Origin of the sequence: Salinisphaera sp. RV14 (assembly GCF_052044135.1) — a bacterium.
GTDB lineage: Bacteria > Pseudomonadota > Gammaproteobacteria > Nevskiales > Salinisphaeraceae > Salinisphaera.
In genome coordinates this window covers 24,948-39,407 of the sequence record NZ_JBQDYF010000021.1, presented here as the reverse complement: position 1 = coordinate 39,407, position 14,460 = coordinate 24,948, and the positions used below count along the sequence as shown (strand labels likewise).

At 66.7% G+C, this 14,460-nt stretch carries 12 protein-coding genes; 7 read left to right on the top strand and 5 right to left on the bottom strand.

Annotated features, from left to right (window positions below; all coding sequences use genetic code 11):
* Positions 1-15: 15 nt before the first annotated feature.
* Positions 16-1,176 carry a murein hydrolase activator EnvC family protein gene (locus ACS8Y6_RS15870; RefSeq protein WP_440855988.1) on the top strand — a complete coding sequence of 387 codons (1,161 nt, stop codon included), beginning with the start codon at positions 16-18 and terminating at the stop codon, positions 1,174-1,176.
* 150 nt (positions 1,177-1,326) lie between these two features.
* Complete coding sequence (locus ACS8Y6_RS15865; protein ID WP_440855987.1) at positions 1,327-2,949, top strand: S41 family peptidase; 1,623 nt, start codon at positions 1,327-1,329, stop codon at positions 2,947-2,949.
* Between the two features lie 49 nt (positions 2,950-2,998).
* Here the strand turns inward: ACS8Y6_RS15865 and ubiB are convergent, their stop codons facing one another.
* Genes ubiB through ubiE form a run of 3 tightly spaced genes read right to left on the bottom strand, consistent with a single transcriptional unit; the run spans position 2,999 to position 6,032 of the window.
* Positions 2,999-4,636 (bottom strand): ubiquinone biosynthesis regulatory protein kinase UbiB, encoded by a 1,638-nt coding sequence (gene ubiB, locus ACS8Y6_RS15860; RefSeq protein WP_440855986.1) that lies wholly within the window; start codon positions 4,634-4,636, stop codon positions 2,999-3,001.
* Positions 4,636-5,262: a ubiquinone biosynthesis accessory factor UbiJ gene (locus ACS8Y6_RS15855; RefSeq protein ID WP_440855985.1), complete on the bottom strand. Its 627-nt coding sequence runs from the start codon at positions 5,260-5,262 to the stop codon at positions 4,636-4,638. The genes ubiB and ACS8Y6_RS15855 overlap by 1 nt, the downstream gene beginning before the upstream one ends.
* Positions 5,259-6,032, bottom strand: coding sequence for a bifunctional demethylmenaquinone methyltransferase/2-methoxy-6-polyprenyl-1,4-benzoquinol methylase UbiE (gene ubiE / locus ACS8Y6_RS15850; RefSeq protein ID WP_109993415.1), 774 nt, complete (start codon positions 6,030-6,032; stop codon positions 5,259-5,261). The genes ACS8Y6_RS15855 and ubiE overlap by 4 nt, the downstream gene beginning before the upstream one ends.
* 392 nt (positions 6,033-6,424) lie before the next feature.
* Between ubiE and dsbG the strand changes: the two genes are divergently transcribed.
* From dsbG to ACS8Y6_RS15835, 3 genes are all read left to right on the top strand, one after another.
* Positions 6,425-7,234, top strand: a complete 810-nt coding sequence (gene dsbG, locus ACS8Y6_RS15845) for a thiol:disulfide interchange protein DsbG (RefSeq protein ID WP_440855984.1) — start codon at positions 6,425-6,427, stop codon at positions 7,232-7,234.
* Positions 7,235-7,480: 246 nt separating this feature from the next.
* Positions 7,481-8,992 (top strand): apolipoprotein N-acyltransferase, encoded by a 1,512-nt coding sequence (gene lnt / locus ACS8Y6_RS15840; protein WP_440855983.1) that lies wholly within the window; start codon positions 7,481-7,483, stop codon positions 8,990-8,992.
* A gap of 84 nt (positions 8,993-9,076) precedes the next feature.
* A complete protein-coding gene (locus tag ACS8Y6_RS15835; RefSeq protein WP_440855982.1) occupies positions 9,077-10,192 on the top strand; it encodes a Rieske 2Fe-2S domain-containing protein in 1,116 nt (371 codons plus the stop codon).
* Between the two features lie 96 nt (positions 10,193-10,288).
* Here the strand turns inward: ACS8Y6_RS15835 and ACS8Y6_RS15830 are convergent, their stop codons facing one another.
* Positions 10,289-11,269 carry a DMT family transporter gene (locus tag ACS8Y6_RS15830; RefSeq protein ID WP_440850903.1) on the bottom strand — a complete coding sequence of 327 codons (981 nt, stop codon included), beginning with the start codon at positions 11,267-11,269 and terminating at the stop codon, positions 10,289-10,291.
* Between the two features lie 101 nt (positions 11,270-11,370).
* Here ACS8Y6_RS15830 and ACS8Y6_RS15825 point away from each other — a divergent pair, with 101 nt between their 5' ends.
* Complete coding sequence (locus ACS8Y6_RS15825; protein WP_440850902.1) at positions 11,371-12,279, top strand: LysR substrate-binding domain-containing protein; 909 nt, start codon at positions 11,371-11,373, stop codon at positions 12,277-12,279.
* A gap of 146 nt (positions 12,280-12,425) precedes the next feature.
* Positions 12,426-13,880, top strand: coding sequence for an aminoacyl-histidine dipeptidase (locus ACS8Y6_RS15820; protein ID WP_440850901.1), 1,455 nt, complete (start codon positions 12,426-12,428; stop codon positions 13,878-13,880).
* 25 nt (positions 13,881-13,905) lie between these two features.
* Here ACS8Y6_RS15820 and ACS8Y6_RS15815 read toward each other — a convergent pair whose 3' ends face one another.
* The gene (locus ACS8Y6_RS15815) at positions 13,906-14,364 is read right to left on the bottom strand and encodes a hypothetical protein (protein ID WP_440855981.1); all 459 of its coding nucleotides are present in this window, start codon (positions 14,362-14,364) and stop codon (positions 13,906-13,908) included.
* Between the last annotated feature and the right edge of the window lie 96 nt (positions 14,365-14,460).

The window sequence follows — 14,460 nt, the reverse complement described above, 5'->3', positions numbered from 1 at the left end:
TCTTACAATCGCCCGATGCGGTTGACCCACGTGCTCGGCGCCCTATTGCTTGCGCTGTCCATTCTTGCCCCGGCGACCGGCCTGGCCGACGGCGACTCGCGCGCCGCCCATGCCCGCGCCGAACTCTCGGCCTTGCGCGATCGCATCGCCAAGGTGCGCAAGCAGATCGCCTCCGCCTCGAATCAGCGCAGCGACCTGTCGGACGCGCTGGCCAAGGCGCAATCGCGCATCAGCGCGACGCGCAAGCGGCTGGACACGCTCGACCACGCCATCGCCGAGCACAAGAAACGCATCGCCCGCCTGAAAAAGCAGCGCAACGCCGAACGCGACAATCTATCCGGCGAACTCGAGACGCTGCGCGCCCAGGTGCGCTCGGCCTACGAGACCGGCCGCGTGAGCCGGATGCGCCTGCTGCTCTCGGGGGCGGCGCCCGATCGCATCGGCCGCATGCTGAATTACTACCAGTATTTTTCCGATGCGCAGAGCCGACAGGTCGCGCACCTCAAGACCGTACTCACCCGCCTGGCCTCCAAGCAGCAATCGCTGGAAAACGAACGCTCACAACTCGCCGACCAGCGCGCCGAGCGCGCCCGGACGCTGGATGCGTTGGAAGCCACCGAAAAGAAACAGAAGGCCACGCTGGCCGCGCTCGACCGACAGCTGTCATCGCACCAATCGAGCCTGTCGGACATGCGCGACCAGGAACACCAACTCAAGAAACTGCTCGATTCGGTGCAGAGCCAGCTGTCGAACCTGCCGCCGGTGCCCTCGGGCGTGCCGTTCTACAAACTCAAGGGCCGCATGCATCCGCCGGTGGCGGCCAAATCCGTGCTCGCGCGCTACGGCCAGATCAAGAACGGTGGCCCGCTGCGCTGGCAGGGCGATTGGTTCGCCGCCGCGCAGGGGACGCCGGTACACGCGGTCGCCGGGGGCCGGGTCGTCTACGTCGGTTACATGAAAGGCTATGGCCTGATCGTGATCATCGATCACGGCCACGGCTATTATTCGTTGTACGGGCATGCCGCGGCGAGTTATGTCGACGTCGGCGACGCGGTATCCACCGGCCAGCCGATCGCCACCGCCGGGCATAGCGGCGGCCATGACAAGAACGGCATCTACTTCGAGATCCGCCACGGCCAGGACCCGGTGAATCCGAGCCGCTGGCTGGCGGGCTGATTGGCGCGAGACAGCCGTATGCTATCGTCGATAGTCGTTGCGGCAGGCCGAGCCCCGCACCGGACCGAACCGACCGACCCGAGCCTATCGAGCGCCTGACCGAACGCCTTCGGGCGCCGGAACCGACTGACAAGACACTGGAAAAAAGACATGGACCCCAAACTGCGCGGCGCATCCCTGATCGTGCTCGGCGTGATCGTCGGCACGGTCATCACGATCGGAGAGAACAGTTTCGCCGACAGCGCGCCCGGGGCGGCCGATGTCCAGAGCCTGCAAAAGGCCAGTGATGTCAGCCAGGCCAATCAGAAGCTGCCATTGTCGGAACTGCGCAAGTTCGTGGCGATCATGCACCAGGTCAAGCAGGACTACGTCGAGAAAGTGTCGGACAAGACACTCCTGGACAACGCCCTGCACGGCATGGTCGACCGGCTGGACCCGCACTCGGCCTATCTCGATCCGGACCAGTACAAGCAGCTCACGGTATCCACCTCCGGCCAGTTCGGCGGGATCGGCGTGAAGGTGCAGATGGAGAACGGTTACCTGCAGGTGATCTCGCCGATCGACGACACCCCGGCGTCCCGGGCCGGCGTCCAGCCGGGCGACATGATCATTCGCATCGACGACAAGCCGGTCAAGGGCATGTCCATGAGCGATTCCGTGCACGCGATGCGCGGCAAGCCGGGCAGCAATATCTCACTGACCATTCTGCGTGATGGCCACGACAAACCGATCCACCTGCATCTGCAACGCGCCGATATCCAGGTCGCGAGCGTGAAGTCGCACATGCTGGCCCCGGGCTATGGCTACATCCGCATCAGCCAGTTCACCGACGGCACCGCCAAGGGCATGAACAAGGCGCTGGCCCAGCTCAAGAAAAAGGCCAACGGCCCGCTCAAGGGCGTCGTGCTCGACCTGCGCAACAATCCCGGCGGCGTACTCGGCGCCGCGGTGGACGTCTCCAACGATTTCGTCGGCAGCGGCACGATCGTCTCGATCCAGGGGCGCGCCGCCGATACCGAGCACAAGTTCAAGGCCACGCCGGGCGACAAGCTCAACGGCGCGCCGATGGTGGTGCTGGTGAATCAGGGCACGGCCTCGGCCGCCGAAATCGTCTCCGGCGCCCTGCAGGACGACCACCGTGCGGTGATCATGGGCACCCAGACCTTCGGCAAGGGCTCGGTGCAGACCGTCCTGCCGCTCAACGACGGCTCGGCGCTCAAGCTCACCACCGCGCGCTACTACACCCCGTCCGGCCGCTCGATCCAGGCCGAGGGCATCACGCCCGACATCAAGCTGGCGCCGGTCAAGATCACGCCGGCCCAGGCCAGCGGCGGCTTCGGCTATACCGAGGCCGACCTGCCCGGCGCGCTCAAGAATACCGGCGCGGAAGCCGGCGCCGGCCCGGCGGCCAACAACGCCAACAACGACGCCGGCCACAGCAGCGATACCGGCAAGGACAAGGGCAACCACTCGAAACCCGAGTCGCAGACCCGGCCGCAGAGCGACACGGGCGCCAAATCGTCCGATACCGGCGCGGACGCGTCCGGCACGCCCGCTGCCGATTCCGGAAACCATGGCAGCGCCGACCAGCCCCACTCCGGCAAGCCACTGGTGGAAAAGGACTACGGTGTCTATGAAGCCCTGAACCTGCTCAAGGGGCTCAACACGCTCAATCAGAACCAGACGCGGGGGGCGAAGCCGAGCCGGCCGATGGCTGGACAGGCCCACAACAGTGCCCGGCACGACGGCAAGGCGGCCGCGGCCGGCTCTTAGAACCGATGCCAACAGGGTGGCGTGAACGGCAGCGCGCGGCCGCGTTGCCTTATCTCGACGGGCGCGGCGTACCGTGCCAGGCCTTGGCCCAGCTGATCATGCCGGCCAACCCGGTGATGATGGCCATCCACACCGGCAACGGCGGATAAGCCAGCTCGGCGGCCGAGACCACGACCAGACCGGTGCCCACCAGCGTCCAGCGCATGGCCCGCCGCGCGGTGCGCAGTTCGTAGGTGATCTCGGTCAGCGCGGCTTCCAGCTGGTGCGCGCCGGGCGCCTCGCCGGCGCGGGTGCGTCGCACCACCGTATTCACCAGATCGGGCAGACCGTCCACGATCTGCGGCAACTGCTGACGAATGCGTTCAGCCGCGATGCGCGGATCGGCGCGGCGACGCATCCACTCTTCCAGAATCGGCTTGGCCGTCGCCCACAGGTCGAGCTGCGGATACAGGTCGCGCCCGAGGCCTTCGACGTTGAGTACGGTCTTCTGCAGCAGTACGAGTTGCGGCTGAACCTGATAGCGATAACGCCGGGCGATCTTGAACAGGCGCACCAGGAACAACCCGAACGAGATCTCGGCCAGCGGCTTGTTCATGATCGGCTCGGAGACCGTGCGGATCGCGCCCTCGAAATCCTCGATGCGGGTATCCGCCGGCATCCAGCCGGATTCCACGTGCAACTCGGCGATGCGCCGGTAATCCTGATTGAAGAAGGCCAGGAAATTCTCGGCCAGATAACGCTGGTCGTCGGCCGTCAGCGTGCCGACGATGCCGAAATCCAGCCCCACGTAACGCGGACGCCCGGGATTGTCGGTCTGCACGAAGATGTTGCCGGGGTGCATGTCGGCATGAAAGAAATTATCGCGAAAGACCTGCTTGAAGAATATCTCCACGCCGCGCTCGGCCAGCACCTTGAAGTCCACGCCGGCGGCGACGAGCGTATCGACATCGTCGATCGGCACGCCTTCCATGCGCTCCATCACCAGCACCGACTCGGTGCTGTAGTCGAAATAGATGGTCGGATGCACGATCAGGTCCGAGCCGTGCCAGTTGCGCCCGAGCTGGCTGGCATTGGCACCTTCGCGCATCAGGTCCAGTTCGTCGTGGATGATGCGATCGTATTCGGCCACGATCTCCACCGGGCGCAGGCGCTCGGCTTCCGGATGGAAGCGCGCGGCCATCTTCGCCAGCGTGTAGAGCACCGCGATGTCGCGCGCCACACGCGCGTGCACGTCCGGGCGCAACACCTTGACCACCACGGCCGCGCCGCGCGTCTCGCCCGCGGCCGGGTGCAGGCGTGCGGCGTGCACCTGGGCGATCGAGGCCGCAGCCATGGGTTGCTCGTCGAACTCGGCGAAGAAGCGTTCCAGCTCGTGGCCATAGGCCGCCTCGATCAACGCGCGCGCCTCGGCGCCCTCGAACGGCGGCACATCGTCCTGCAGCTTGGACAGTTCCTCGGCCATGCCGTCGGGCAGCAGGTCGCGGCGCGTCGACAGGGTCTGGCCGAACTTGATGAACACCGGCCCGAGCGCTTCCAGCGCCAGGCGCAGGCGTACCGCCACCGGCTGGTCGAAGTGCTTCGGCCGGCCCACCAGCCAGGTCGGCGCATTGTCGCCGAACAGCTCGCCCAGGCCATAGCGGCGCATCGTGCGCAGGATTTCCAGCACACGCCGGGATTGTCCGAGCATCAGCGTCGCCGCTCCAGTCTCTTGATTCGAGCGGCGGTGCGCTCCACCTGGTCGCGGAACCCCGCGACTTCGCCGGCCAGTTTTTCGTGTTCCCAGGCGCCGACGACGTCCCGGGTTTCCTCGCGCAGATACTCGGCCGCCTGCGCCGGCAGCTCGCGCCGCAGACGCGAGAACAGCCCGGCCGCGCCCTTGGCGCCCTGCTCGAGAAAATGCCCGACCACGGGCCCGAAGCGCTGATCCAGCAGATCGCCGAGATCGAAATCCACGCCGGAGAACAGATCCGCGAACTGCTGGGCGATGCCGATATCGCCCTCGATGCGCAGACCACCGCCGGTGAGCCCCTCGCGGCCGCCGGAAAAGAACACCCGGGCAAACACGGTGGAGCGCCCGGTCAGGCGCACGTCCGGCTCGCCTTCGGGCGAACCCGCGACCTGCAGGCCGTGCCGCTCGCCGATGAAGGTCACCGCCAGGTCCAGATCGGCGAAACATACGGTCAGCGAACGCCCGGACAGCGCCGCCGCGCGTTCGAGCGCGGTCGCGTCGGCACCGATATAGCGATTGAGCGCCATTTCGGCGGCGGCCCGCGCCGGCCCCGGCAGGCCGCGAAAATCCCCCGCCGGACTCATGGCGCGTAACCGCGATGCACGGCGACGATGCCGCCGGTGAGGTTGTGATAACCACAGCGCACGAAACCGGCTTCGCCCATCATCGACTTCAGCGTGTCCTGATCGGGATGCATGCGGATCGATTCGGCCAGATAGCGATAAGCCGCCTCGTCGCGCGCCACGTTCTTGCCCAGCCAGGGCAGCACCGAAAACGAATAGACATCGTAGAGCCGTCCCAGACCCGGCACCGCCGGCTTGGAGAATTCGAGCACGATGGTGCGCCCGCCCGGTTTGGTCACGCGCGCCATCTCGTTGAGCGCGCCCTGCTTGTCGGTGACATTGCGCAGGCCGAAGCCGATGGTCACGCAGTCGAAGGCGTCGTCGGCGAACGGCAGTTTCTCGGCATTGGCCAGGCAATAATCGACGTTCGAGACCAGCCCGCGCTCGATCATCCGGTCGCGGCCGTTGGAGAGCATGGCGTGGTTGATATCGGACATCAGCACCCGGCCGGAGGCGCCGACCTTGCGGGCAAAACCGGCCGCGAGATCGCCGGTGCCGCTGGCCAGATCGAGCACGCGCTCGCCCGGGCGCACCGCCGCCAGACTGATCGTGAACCGCTTCCATGCCCGATGGACGCCCATCGACATGAGATCGTTCATGATGTCGTAGTTGTCGGCCACCGAATCGAACACCGCACCCACGCGCTGGGCCTTGGCGCCGCGCGGCACGCGTTCGTAGCCGAAATCGATGGTGTCGGAATCGTCCGACGGCGGCTGTCGGGAATCGACCATGGCCGGGTGCGGGCAGTTGGGCGTGGCGGCAAGCTTACCGCACTGGCGGGCGTGGCGGCCAAGCATGCCCGCCGGTGGTACCGGCTTCGTTGTTCGGCGCCGGCATGCGATAGCGCGCGCGATTGGCCGGTGCCCGCGCGTCGCCCGGTGACGCATCCGGTTCGCAGAGAGGCGCCCGGGGCGCGTCGACACCAGCGAACGACCACCTCGTGCGACCGTTCGGCGTGAGGCAGCGGGCCGCACGCCCCGGCCGGCCCCGAGGCACAGGCTCGAGTGACGGCTTGCGTTCGTGCTCGCCAACTCGCGCCTCGGCTAGTACATTGCGTCCAGAGTCGCGCCCGGGCCGCCGCAATCCCCGGGCCGAGCCGTTATTGTCATCATCGGAGCCCTGCATGACCCTCGCCGTTTTCAAGCGCCTGGCCGCCGTGGCCGGTGCCGGACTGCTTGCCACCACCCTTGCCGCCAGCGCCCAGCCGACCCAGAAACCGGCGACAAGTGACCTGCCACCGGTGCTCGCCAAGGCGGTCAAAAACGGCTCGCTGACGGTCGATCGGCAGTTCAAGACCGATGTCCCGGGCGTGACCGGCTATGTGCTGGAGAACGACGGCCAGCATCAGATCGTCTATGGCGATCATGGTTATCTGTTCATGGGCCAGATGGTCTCGCCCGAGGGCAAGAACATGTCGGCGCAGTACACCGACAAGTACGTGCCCAAGCCGGATGTGGGCAAGGTGGTCGATCAGCTCAAGAAAACCGGGCATCTGGTTCAGCAGGGCCCGAATGATGCGCCGGTGATCTATGTCTTCGCCGACCCCAACTGCATCTATTGTCATCGCTTCTACCAGCAGGCCGAGCCGCTGGTCAAAGCCGGCAAGTTGCAGCTGCAGTGGGCCCTGGTCGGTTTCCTCAAGTCATCGAGCATGGGCCGCGCGGCCGCGATCCTGTCGGCCAAGGACCCGGCCAGGGCGCTGGTGGAAAACGAGAACGGGTTCGATGAGGATTCCGAAGAAGGCGGCATCAAACCGGTCGCTTCACCCTCGGCCAAACTCAAGCACGTGATCAACCGCCACTACAAGCAGATGTCGTCGGCCGGCGGCAACGGCACACCGACGCTGCTGTACAAGAAAGACGGCCACTGGGCGGCCAAGATCGGCGCGCCGGGCAAGGCCTGGCTCAAGAACTACATCCACCACCAGAGCTGATCGCCTTAGCGCGGCCCGCTGTTTTCGCGGACGACCGGCCTGAATTGCCGGTTGCCACTCGACTCTCAGGATTGCCACCGTGCCAGGACCGACCTTGCGCGCTCGTCCAGTGTCCTGTAACGCAAGTTCACGTCATGGGTTTCGCGTGATTTTTCGTGCCAGGCAAGGCGCGGTGATGAGCCGTATCGGGGAATACGGCGAATCGCCGCAACGCCGCATGGCGCGAAAAAGAGTCGAAACAGGGCGATGAATTTGCGTTACAGGACACTCGGGCCGGCGCTTGCCCTCGCCGCGATCATGGGCGCGATCTCGGTGACCGCGTTTGCCCCGTTCGGGGCATTCTGGGCGCTGCCCCTCCTGTTGGCGGCGCTGTTTCGCCTCGCCGACGGACTGAATATGCGGCGCGCCGCCGGCGTGGGGCTTGCATTCGGCATCGGCCAGTTCGGCGCCGGCACGTACTGGATCCTGATCGCACTGTCGGGGGTGGGCGGCGCGCCCCTGCCGCTGGCCCTGGCCCTGCTGGTGGGGTTGATCGTTGTGCTGGCCGGCTTCATTGCCCTCACGCTCGGCGTTGGTGCGCGCGTCGCCCCGACCCCGGGCGCGCTGCGATACCTGGTCTGGCTGCCGCTGCTTTGGACGCTGGTGGAATGGCTGCGCAGTTGGGTCTTCTCCGGCTTTCCCTGGCTGTCGATCGGTTATTCGCAGATCGCCTCGCCGCTGGTCGGCATCGTGCCGATATTCGGCGTGTTCGGCGCCAGCTGGGCAGTCGCCCTTTCGGCCGGGCTGCTGGCCTGGCTGAGCGCGCGCCCCAAGCGGGCGCCAACGGCGATCGCGGCGCTGATCGTGCTCTGGGCGGGTGCGTTCGGGCTCGGCCGTATCGACTGGACGCACCCCAGCGGCAAGCCGCTCACCGTCACCCTGGTACAGGGCAACATCGCCCAGCAGGCCAAGTGGTCGCCGCAGTCGGTCGACGATGCAATCCATCGTTATTCCCGACTCACCCACGGCCACTGGCAGTCGGATCTGGTGATCTGGCCCGAAACCGCGATCCCGGACTACTATCGCGCGGTCAAACCGGCGCTCGACAATCTCGGCGCCCGCCTGGCCAAGCACCATACGACCCTGATCACCGGCCTGCTCAGCGCGAGCAAGAACGGACAACGCATCTATAACAGCGTGGTGGCGGTCGGCGCCGGCAAGGGCCTGTATTCCAAGCGCCATCTCGTGCCCTTCGGTGAATACTTCCCGGTACCGGAATTCGTGCGCCACTGGATGGCCGAGTGGGGTATGCCCTATTCGGACATCACGCCGGGCGCGACGCACCAGAAGCCGATCGTCGCCGGCCATGTCGCGCTCGGCATCTCGGTCTGCTACGAGGATATCTTCGGCGGCCTGATCGCCCGTGACGTGCCGCCGGCCAATGTGCTGGTCAACGTATCGGACGATGCCTGGTTCGGGCGGTCCATCGGGCCGAAACAGCATTTCGAGATGGCGCGCATGCGGGCGGTCGAAACCGGCCGCTATCTACTGCGCGCCGACAACAGCGCGGTCACCGGCATCGTCGCCCCGGACGGCCGGGTGGTCGCGCGTGCGCCGGACTTCACCGCGACCGCCGTCACCGGCCACTTCCGGCCCTATGCCGGCATGACACCATTCGCACGCTGGGGTAACTATGGTGTGGTGCTGTTGGCGCTTTGTGTCGCCGGCCTGGCCGGTATGGCGCGCGTTCTCGATCGTCGACGGCTACGCCGACGGTAGGTCAATCACGGACTGTAGCTAAAGCCCAAATCCTGCTACAACGAGTCGAGTTCTATCTGCCGACCGCTTCGGAGGTTGTTGTTCATGTCATCGGTTTCCCCCACCCCCGTGGATCGTCGCGCGGACCGCGGCATCGCCGCTCCGCTGCCCCACGATATCCGCAAGACCGCCATCGACCCCGACTACTGGTATCCGCTGGCGCGCTCGCGCGATGTGCCGCGTGCCGGCACCAAGGGCGTGAGCTTTGCCGGCGAGCCGATCGTGCTCGCGCGCACCGAAACCGGGCATATCTTCGCGCTCGAGGATCGTTGCGCCCATCGCCAGGTGCCGCTGTCGCTGGGCGAAGTTCGCGGCGAGCGCCTGCTCTGCGGCTATCACTGCTGGGCCTACAACACCGCCGGCGCCTGCATCAACGTGCCCTATCTCGACCAGGACAAATCACTGCCCAACGGGGTGAAAAGTTACCCCTGCGTGGAAGCCTACGGCCTGATCTTCGTCTATCCGGGTAACGTGAACGCCGCCGGCATCGATCGCTTTCCGTCTATCCCGACCTGGGGCGACCCCCACTACAAGACCCGCTACCTCGATCGGCGCATCGACTGCCACTACAGCTTCATGCACGAAAACCTGATGGACATGAATCATCAGTTCCTGCATCGCAGCCTGATGGGCAGCATCAACCCCACCGCGCTGGATATCCGCGAAGGCGACGGCTGGGTGGAAGTCGACTACACCTTTCATCGCGCCCGCGGCAAGCAGCCGATCGGCGAGAAATTCATGCTCGGCCGTCGCTCGAAGGCCCCCGATGCCAAATCGGACGCGCGCGAGGACAAGGACATCATGACCATCCGCACGGGCTATCCGTACCAGACGCTGCAGTTCTGGACCGCGGGCTCGAGCGAACCGGCGCTGGATCTGTGGAACGCCTACGTGCCCATCGACGCCGAGCAGCGCAAGAACCACACCTTCGGCCTGATGATGGTGAGAAAACCCGGTATCCCAGGCGCCATCCATGTCCTGTGGCCGTTCATCATCGCCTTCACCAACGGCATCTTCGGCCAGGACGAGGATATCGTCGAAGCCGAGCAGCGCGCTTTCGACGCCCAGGGCGAGGACCGCAACAACGAGATCTTTCCCATCATCCAGAAGCTGCGCCATCTGCTGGTCGAACAGGGACGGCCGCTGGGCGCCCGGACCTGATCATCGGCCGGCGCGGGGCGGCGGCGGCCAAGATGACCGGGCCGGCCGGGGCGCATTGGCTTCGGCGCGTTCGCGTCAGCCAGCGTGGCCGCCGGGTTATCGGTGGCCTGGCTCGGACCGGCCCCTGTTCACCGCATGGCGGCCGCGTTCACCGCGCGTCGCTGCGATGCCCGCCAGCGCGATCAGCGCCATGCCGAGCACGGCCAGCCGGTCGGGAATCTGCCCGAACAACACCAGGCTCCAGAATCCGGAGAACGCGAGGTAGCTGTAATCGCCCGCTGCCACCATCGGCGCCGGCGCCATCTGGTAGGCCCGCGCCATGGCGATACTCGCCGTAACCGCGATCACGGCCAGCCCGACAATGAGCGGCGCCAACCGGACGAACACCTCGATATCCATGGCCTGCCAGCCATGCGCCAGGAAGGCCACGCCGGAGCCCAGGTCACCCGCGGGCGCGAGCATCGGCGCGATCACGAGCCCAATCCCGCCGACCACGAGAAACAGCAATTGCATGCCCAGCGCCAGACAAACGGGCGACTCCTCGCGGCACCGCGATGCCGTGATCACGGCCGCGAATGCATACAGCGCCGCCGCCACCAGCGGCAGCAGCAGCATCGGCGAGAACGCCGCCCCGCCGGGACGCAGCAGAATCAATACACCGGCGAAGCCGAGTGTCACGCCCACGGTTTCCCGCCTCGACAATGACCGGCCGGGGCGCACGGCCACCATCAGCGCGATGATAATCGGCGAACTATAGAGCCCGGCGGAGACGACCGGCAGCGGCAACCGGGTCAGCGCCAGATAGACCAACAGCCACATCAAAACCAGCAACAGGCTGCGCAGCGCCACCCATGACACACGTTTGGGCCAGACCCCGCCCCGGCTTGCGCCCGATGCCATCACGATGGCGATCAGCGGCAACGCCACCAACGCGCGCAGAAAGACCAGTTGCCATACACTGATCTCGGCCGAGGCGATCTTTACCAGACCGTCGCCCAGCGCCAGAATAACCGCGGCCAGGACAATACAGCCGACACCGCCGGCCGCGGGCGACGAACGCATTCCAGTCCAAGACATGACATCACCTGCACGACACGGAGAGCCGATACTCGGTCAGTGCCGATGCGTCGTCACGCGATGAATACGCCGACTGCCATAATCTGCGGTAATGTGACGACATGAGCCGACTGCGCCACACCCTGCCGCCGCTGGCGACGCTGCTGCCCTTCGAAGCGGCCGCGCGGCTGGAAAGCTTCACCCGGGCCGCGCACGAACTGCACCTGACCCAGGCCGCGGTCAGTCGCCAGATTCGCGCGCTGGAAGACGACCTCGGGCTTGCCTTGTTCACGCGCGGGCATCGCTCGGTCGCGCTTACCGATGCCGGCGCCGAACTGGCCCGCGCCATCGGCCACGGCCTGGAAACGATCGCGACTACCGCCGAACGGCTGCGATCGCGACGCGAAAGCGACGACATCGTTCTGCTGGCGGAAATGTACGTCGCGATGTACTGGCTCATTCCGCGCCTGCCGGCCTTTCAGGCCACGCACCCGGATATCCGCCTGCGGGTGAACGCCTCCACCCAGCCGCTTACCCATGCCGAGGAATCCTTCGATCTCGCCCTGCAGTGCAGCACCCGGCCCGCGGGTGCGCTGACACCGCTGTTTTCCGTGCCCGACGAGGTCTTCCCGGTGTGCGCGCCGAGCGTGGCCGAGGCGGACTCGTTGACGGCGGCCGATCTGCGCGCGCATCGCATTCTGCATTGCCGGGACGACCCGCGGGACGGCTGGCTGAGCTGGGCGGACTGGCTGTCGGCGGTCGGGCTCCACGTCACTCTGCCCGAGGGCGTGATGTTCGACAGCTACCCGGTGGTCCTGCAGGCCGCCGTCATGGGCCAGGGCGTCGGGCTCGGCTGGGGCCGCGGGCTCGAACATCTGTTGGCGCGCGGACAACTCGTGCGCCCGATGCGGGCGTCGCTGACCCTGCCGCGCGGACTGTCGGTCTATGCCGCGGCCGGCCACGCCGACGAGGCCCGCACCGCGACCGTGGTCGACTGGCTGTCCGATGCGCTGACCGCGGCCACGGCCTGAGGCGGCGGTTCAGCGCTCGATCCGCGCTTGCGGCGTGCAACCGACGCCCGGGTCCGACAAAGTGATGACAGCGTCGTAGCATGGCCTCGCGGCCAACGATTGCCTATGCTCTGCCGCTATCGTATTGATCAAGGAACCACGACGCCGTGAACGCGCACCTCGAGCAACTCGAACCGACGCTGCTATGGCAGCATTTCCGTACCTTCTGCGACACCCCGCGCCCGTCCTGGCACGAGGACGCGATCCTGTCGAAGATCGAAGCCTGGGCGGATGATCGCGGCTTCGCGCATGAACGCGACGAAGCCAATAACCTGCGTATCGTCAAGCCCGCTACGCCGGGCCGCGAGAACGCGCCGGGTGTGGTGCTGCAAGGCCATGTCGACATGGTCGCCGAAACCGATGCCGGCGTGGACCACGATTTCCAGAGGGATCCGATCGAAACCTTCGTCGAGGACGGCTGGCTGAAGGCGCGCGGCACCACGCTCGGCGCCGACAATGGCATCGGCGCCGCCGCGGCTCTGGCCATCCTGGACGACGACACACTCGAACATGGCCCCATCGAGGTGTTGCTGACGGTGGCCGAGGAAGTCTCGCTGGTGGGCGCGGCCAACCTCGCGCCCCACTGGCTCGACGGTCGCCTGCTGCTCAACCTGGACACGGAGGAGGAAGGCGAGGTCTGTATCGGCTGTGCCGGCGGCGCCAACGTCACCACCGAAACCGAGCTGGCCGAGCACCCGCTGGAAGGTAACCTCACCGTGTTCAAGGTCGGCGTGCGCGGCCTGACCGGGGGGCACTCGGGCATGGACATCCACACCGGACGCGCCAGTGCGAACCGCCTGCTGGCGCGTGCGCTGCATCAACTGCTCCCGCTCGGCCTGCGCCTGGTCGACTACGACGGCGGGCGCATGGACAACGCCATCACCCGGGCGGCCTGGGCGACCGTGGCGCTGCCGGATGCCGCCTTCGATGAAGCCACGGCGGAACTGGTGGAGCTGGAAGCGGTATTCAAGAAGGAACTGGCCGGCGTGGATGGCCATGTCAGCGTCGACCAGGATCGCGCCGACGCCGACAAGGCCTTGTCGGCCAGCGACACCAAGCGCCTGGTGCGCCTGCTCTATGCCCTGCCCTATGGCGTGGAGCGCATGAGCCTGGCGGCCCCCGGCGTGGTCGAAACCTCCAACAATATCGGCGTAGTGCAGGTCGCCGATGGGGTGTTCACCGCCCAGCTCATGGTGCGCTCGCTGATGGATTCCGCGCGCGACTCGCTGGCCGACCGGATTGCGACGATGTTCGAGCTGGCCGGCTTTCCGGTGACGCGCGAACGCGGCTACCCCGGCTGGGCGCCGAACCCGAAGTCGTCACTGCTGGCGCGCTTCGTGGCCGTGCATGAGCGCGTGACCGGGCAAAAACCGCAGGTCAAGGTCATCCACGCCGGGCTGGAATGCGGGCTGATCGGAGCGCGTTACCCGAAGATGGACATGATCTCGTTCGGGCCGACCATTCGCGGCGCACACTCGCCCGCGGAGCGGGTGGATATCGCCGCGGTCGCCAATTTCCACGAGATCCTGCGCGCAACCCTCACCGAACTGGCCCGGGACTGAAACAAGGGTTCGGCGCGCCCGGTTCTCACACCGGGGCGCCCCGGGCCATCGTGCGCAACGCCAGGGCATGCCGTTCGACCGCGGACAGGCACCGCCGGGCCCGGGCGAGCAGATCCGTTTCCTCGTGCTGCATCGATTCCGCGCCGTCGCGCAGGGCGGCCGTGAGTTGATGGCGCAGATCCAACCGGGCCGCGCCCCCGGTGGCCGACACCAGCCATGCGCGGATCGTGGTCCAGTCGTGGGCCGGCTCGCCGAACCCGGGCGGCACCTCGACCCCGTCGCGCGCTGCCAGATAGGCGCGCAGCCAGGCCTCGCGCGGCTCGTGCACGCGCTGTTCATACGCGACATAGCCGGCCACCAGCATGCGAAGCCGTGCCGCCGAATGCGGACGGGCGCGCACGTAGCGCGGCAACTCATCCACGATCCGGCGCGCCAGACTCGTGAGATAGCCATGATCGGCACGCAAGGTGTCGACAATATCCATCGCCTTACTCTCCATCGTGTCCGGAAGGACGTCCAGCACAGCCTGTCCGATCGCCGTCCGGGGCTATTTGATCCAGATCAACGGCATTCCGCCAAC

Coding starts and splice junctions, on each gene's coding strand:
- ACS8Y6_RS15870 (WP_440855988.1), top strand. CDS start 16: ATGCGGTTGACCCACGTGCTCGGCGCCCTATTGCTTGCGCTGTCCATT.
- ACS8Y6_RS15865 (WP_440855987.1), top strand. CDS start 1,327: ATGGACCCCAAACTGCGCGGCGCATCCCTGATCGTGCTCGGCGTGATC.
- ubiB (WP_440855986.1), bottom strand. CDS start 4,636: ATGCTCGGACAATCCCGGCGTGTGCTGGAAATCCTGCGCACGATGCGC.
- ACS8Y6_RS15855 (WP_440855985.1), bottom strand. CDS start 5,262: ATGAGTCCGGCGGGGGATTTTCGCGGCCTGCCGGGGCCGGCGCGGGCC.
- ubiE (WP_109993415.1), bottom strand. CDS start 6,032: ATGGTCGATTCCCGACAGCCGCCGTCGGACGATTCCGACACCATCGAT.
- dsbG (WP_440855984.1), top strand. CDS start 6,425: ATGACCCTCGCCGTTTTCAAGCGCCTGGCCGCCGTGGCCGGTGCCGGA.
- lnt (WP_440855983.1), top strand. CDS start 7,481: ATGAATTTGCGTTACAGGACACTCGGGCCGGCGCTTGCCCTCGCCGCG.
- ACS8Y6_RS15835 (WP_440855982.1), top strand. CDS start 9,077: ATGTCATCGGTTTCCCCCACCCCCGTGGATCGTCGCGCGGACCGCGGC.
- ACS8Y6_RS15830 (WP_440850903.1), bottom strand. CDS start 11,269: ATGTCTTGGACTGGAATGCGTTCGTCGCCCGCGGCCGGCGGTGTCGGC.
- ACS8Y6_RS15825 (WP_440850902.1), top strand. CDS start 11,371: ATGAGCCGACTGCGCCACACCCTGCCGCCGCTGGCGACGCTGCTGCCC.
- ACS8Y6_RS15815 (WP_440855981.1), bottom strand. CDS start 14,364: ATGGATATTGTCGACACCTTGCGTGCCGATCATGGCTATCTCACGAGT.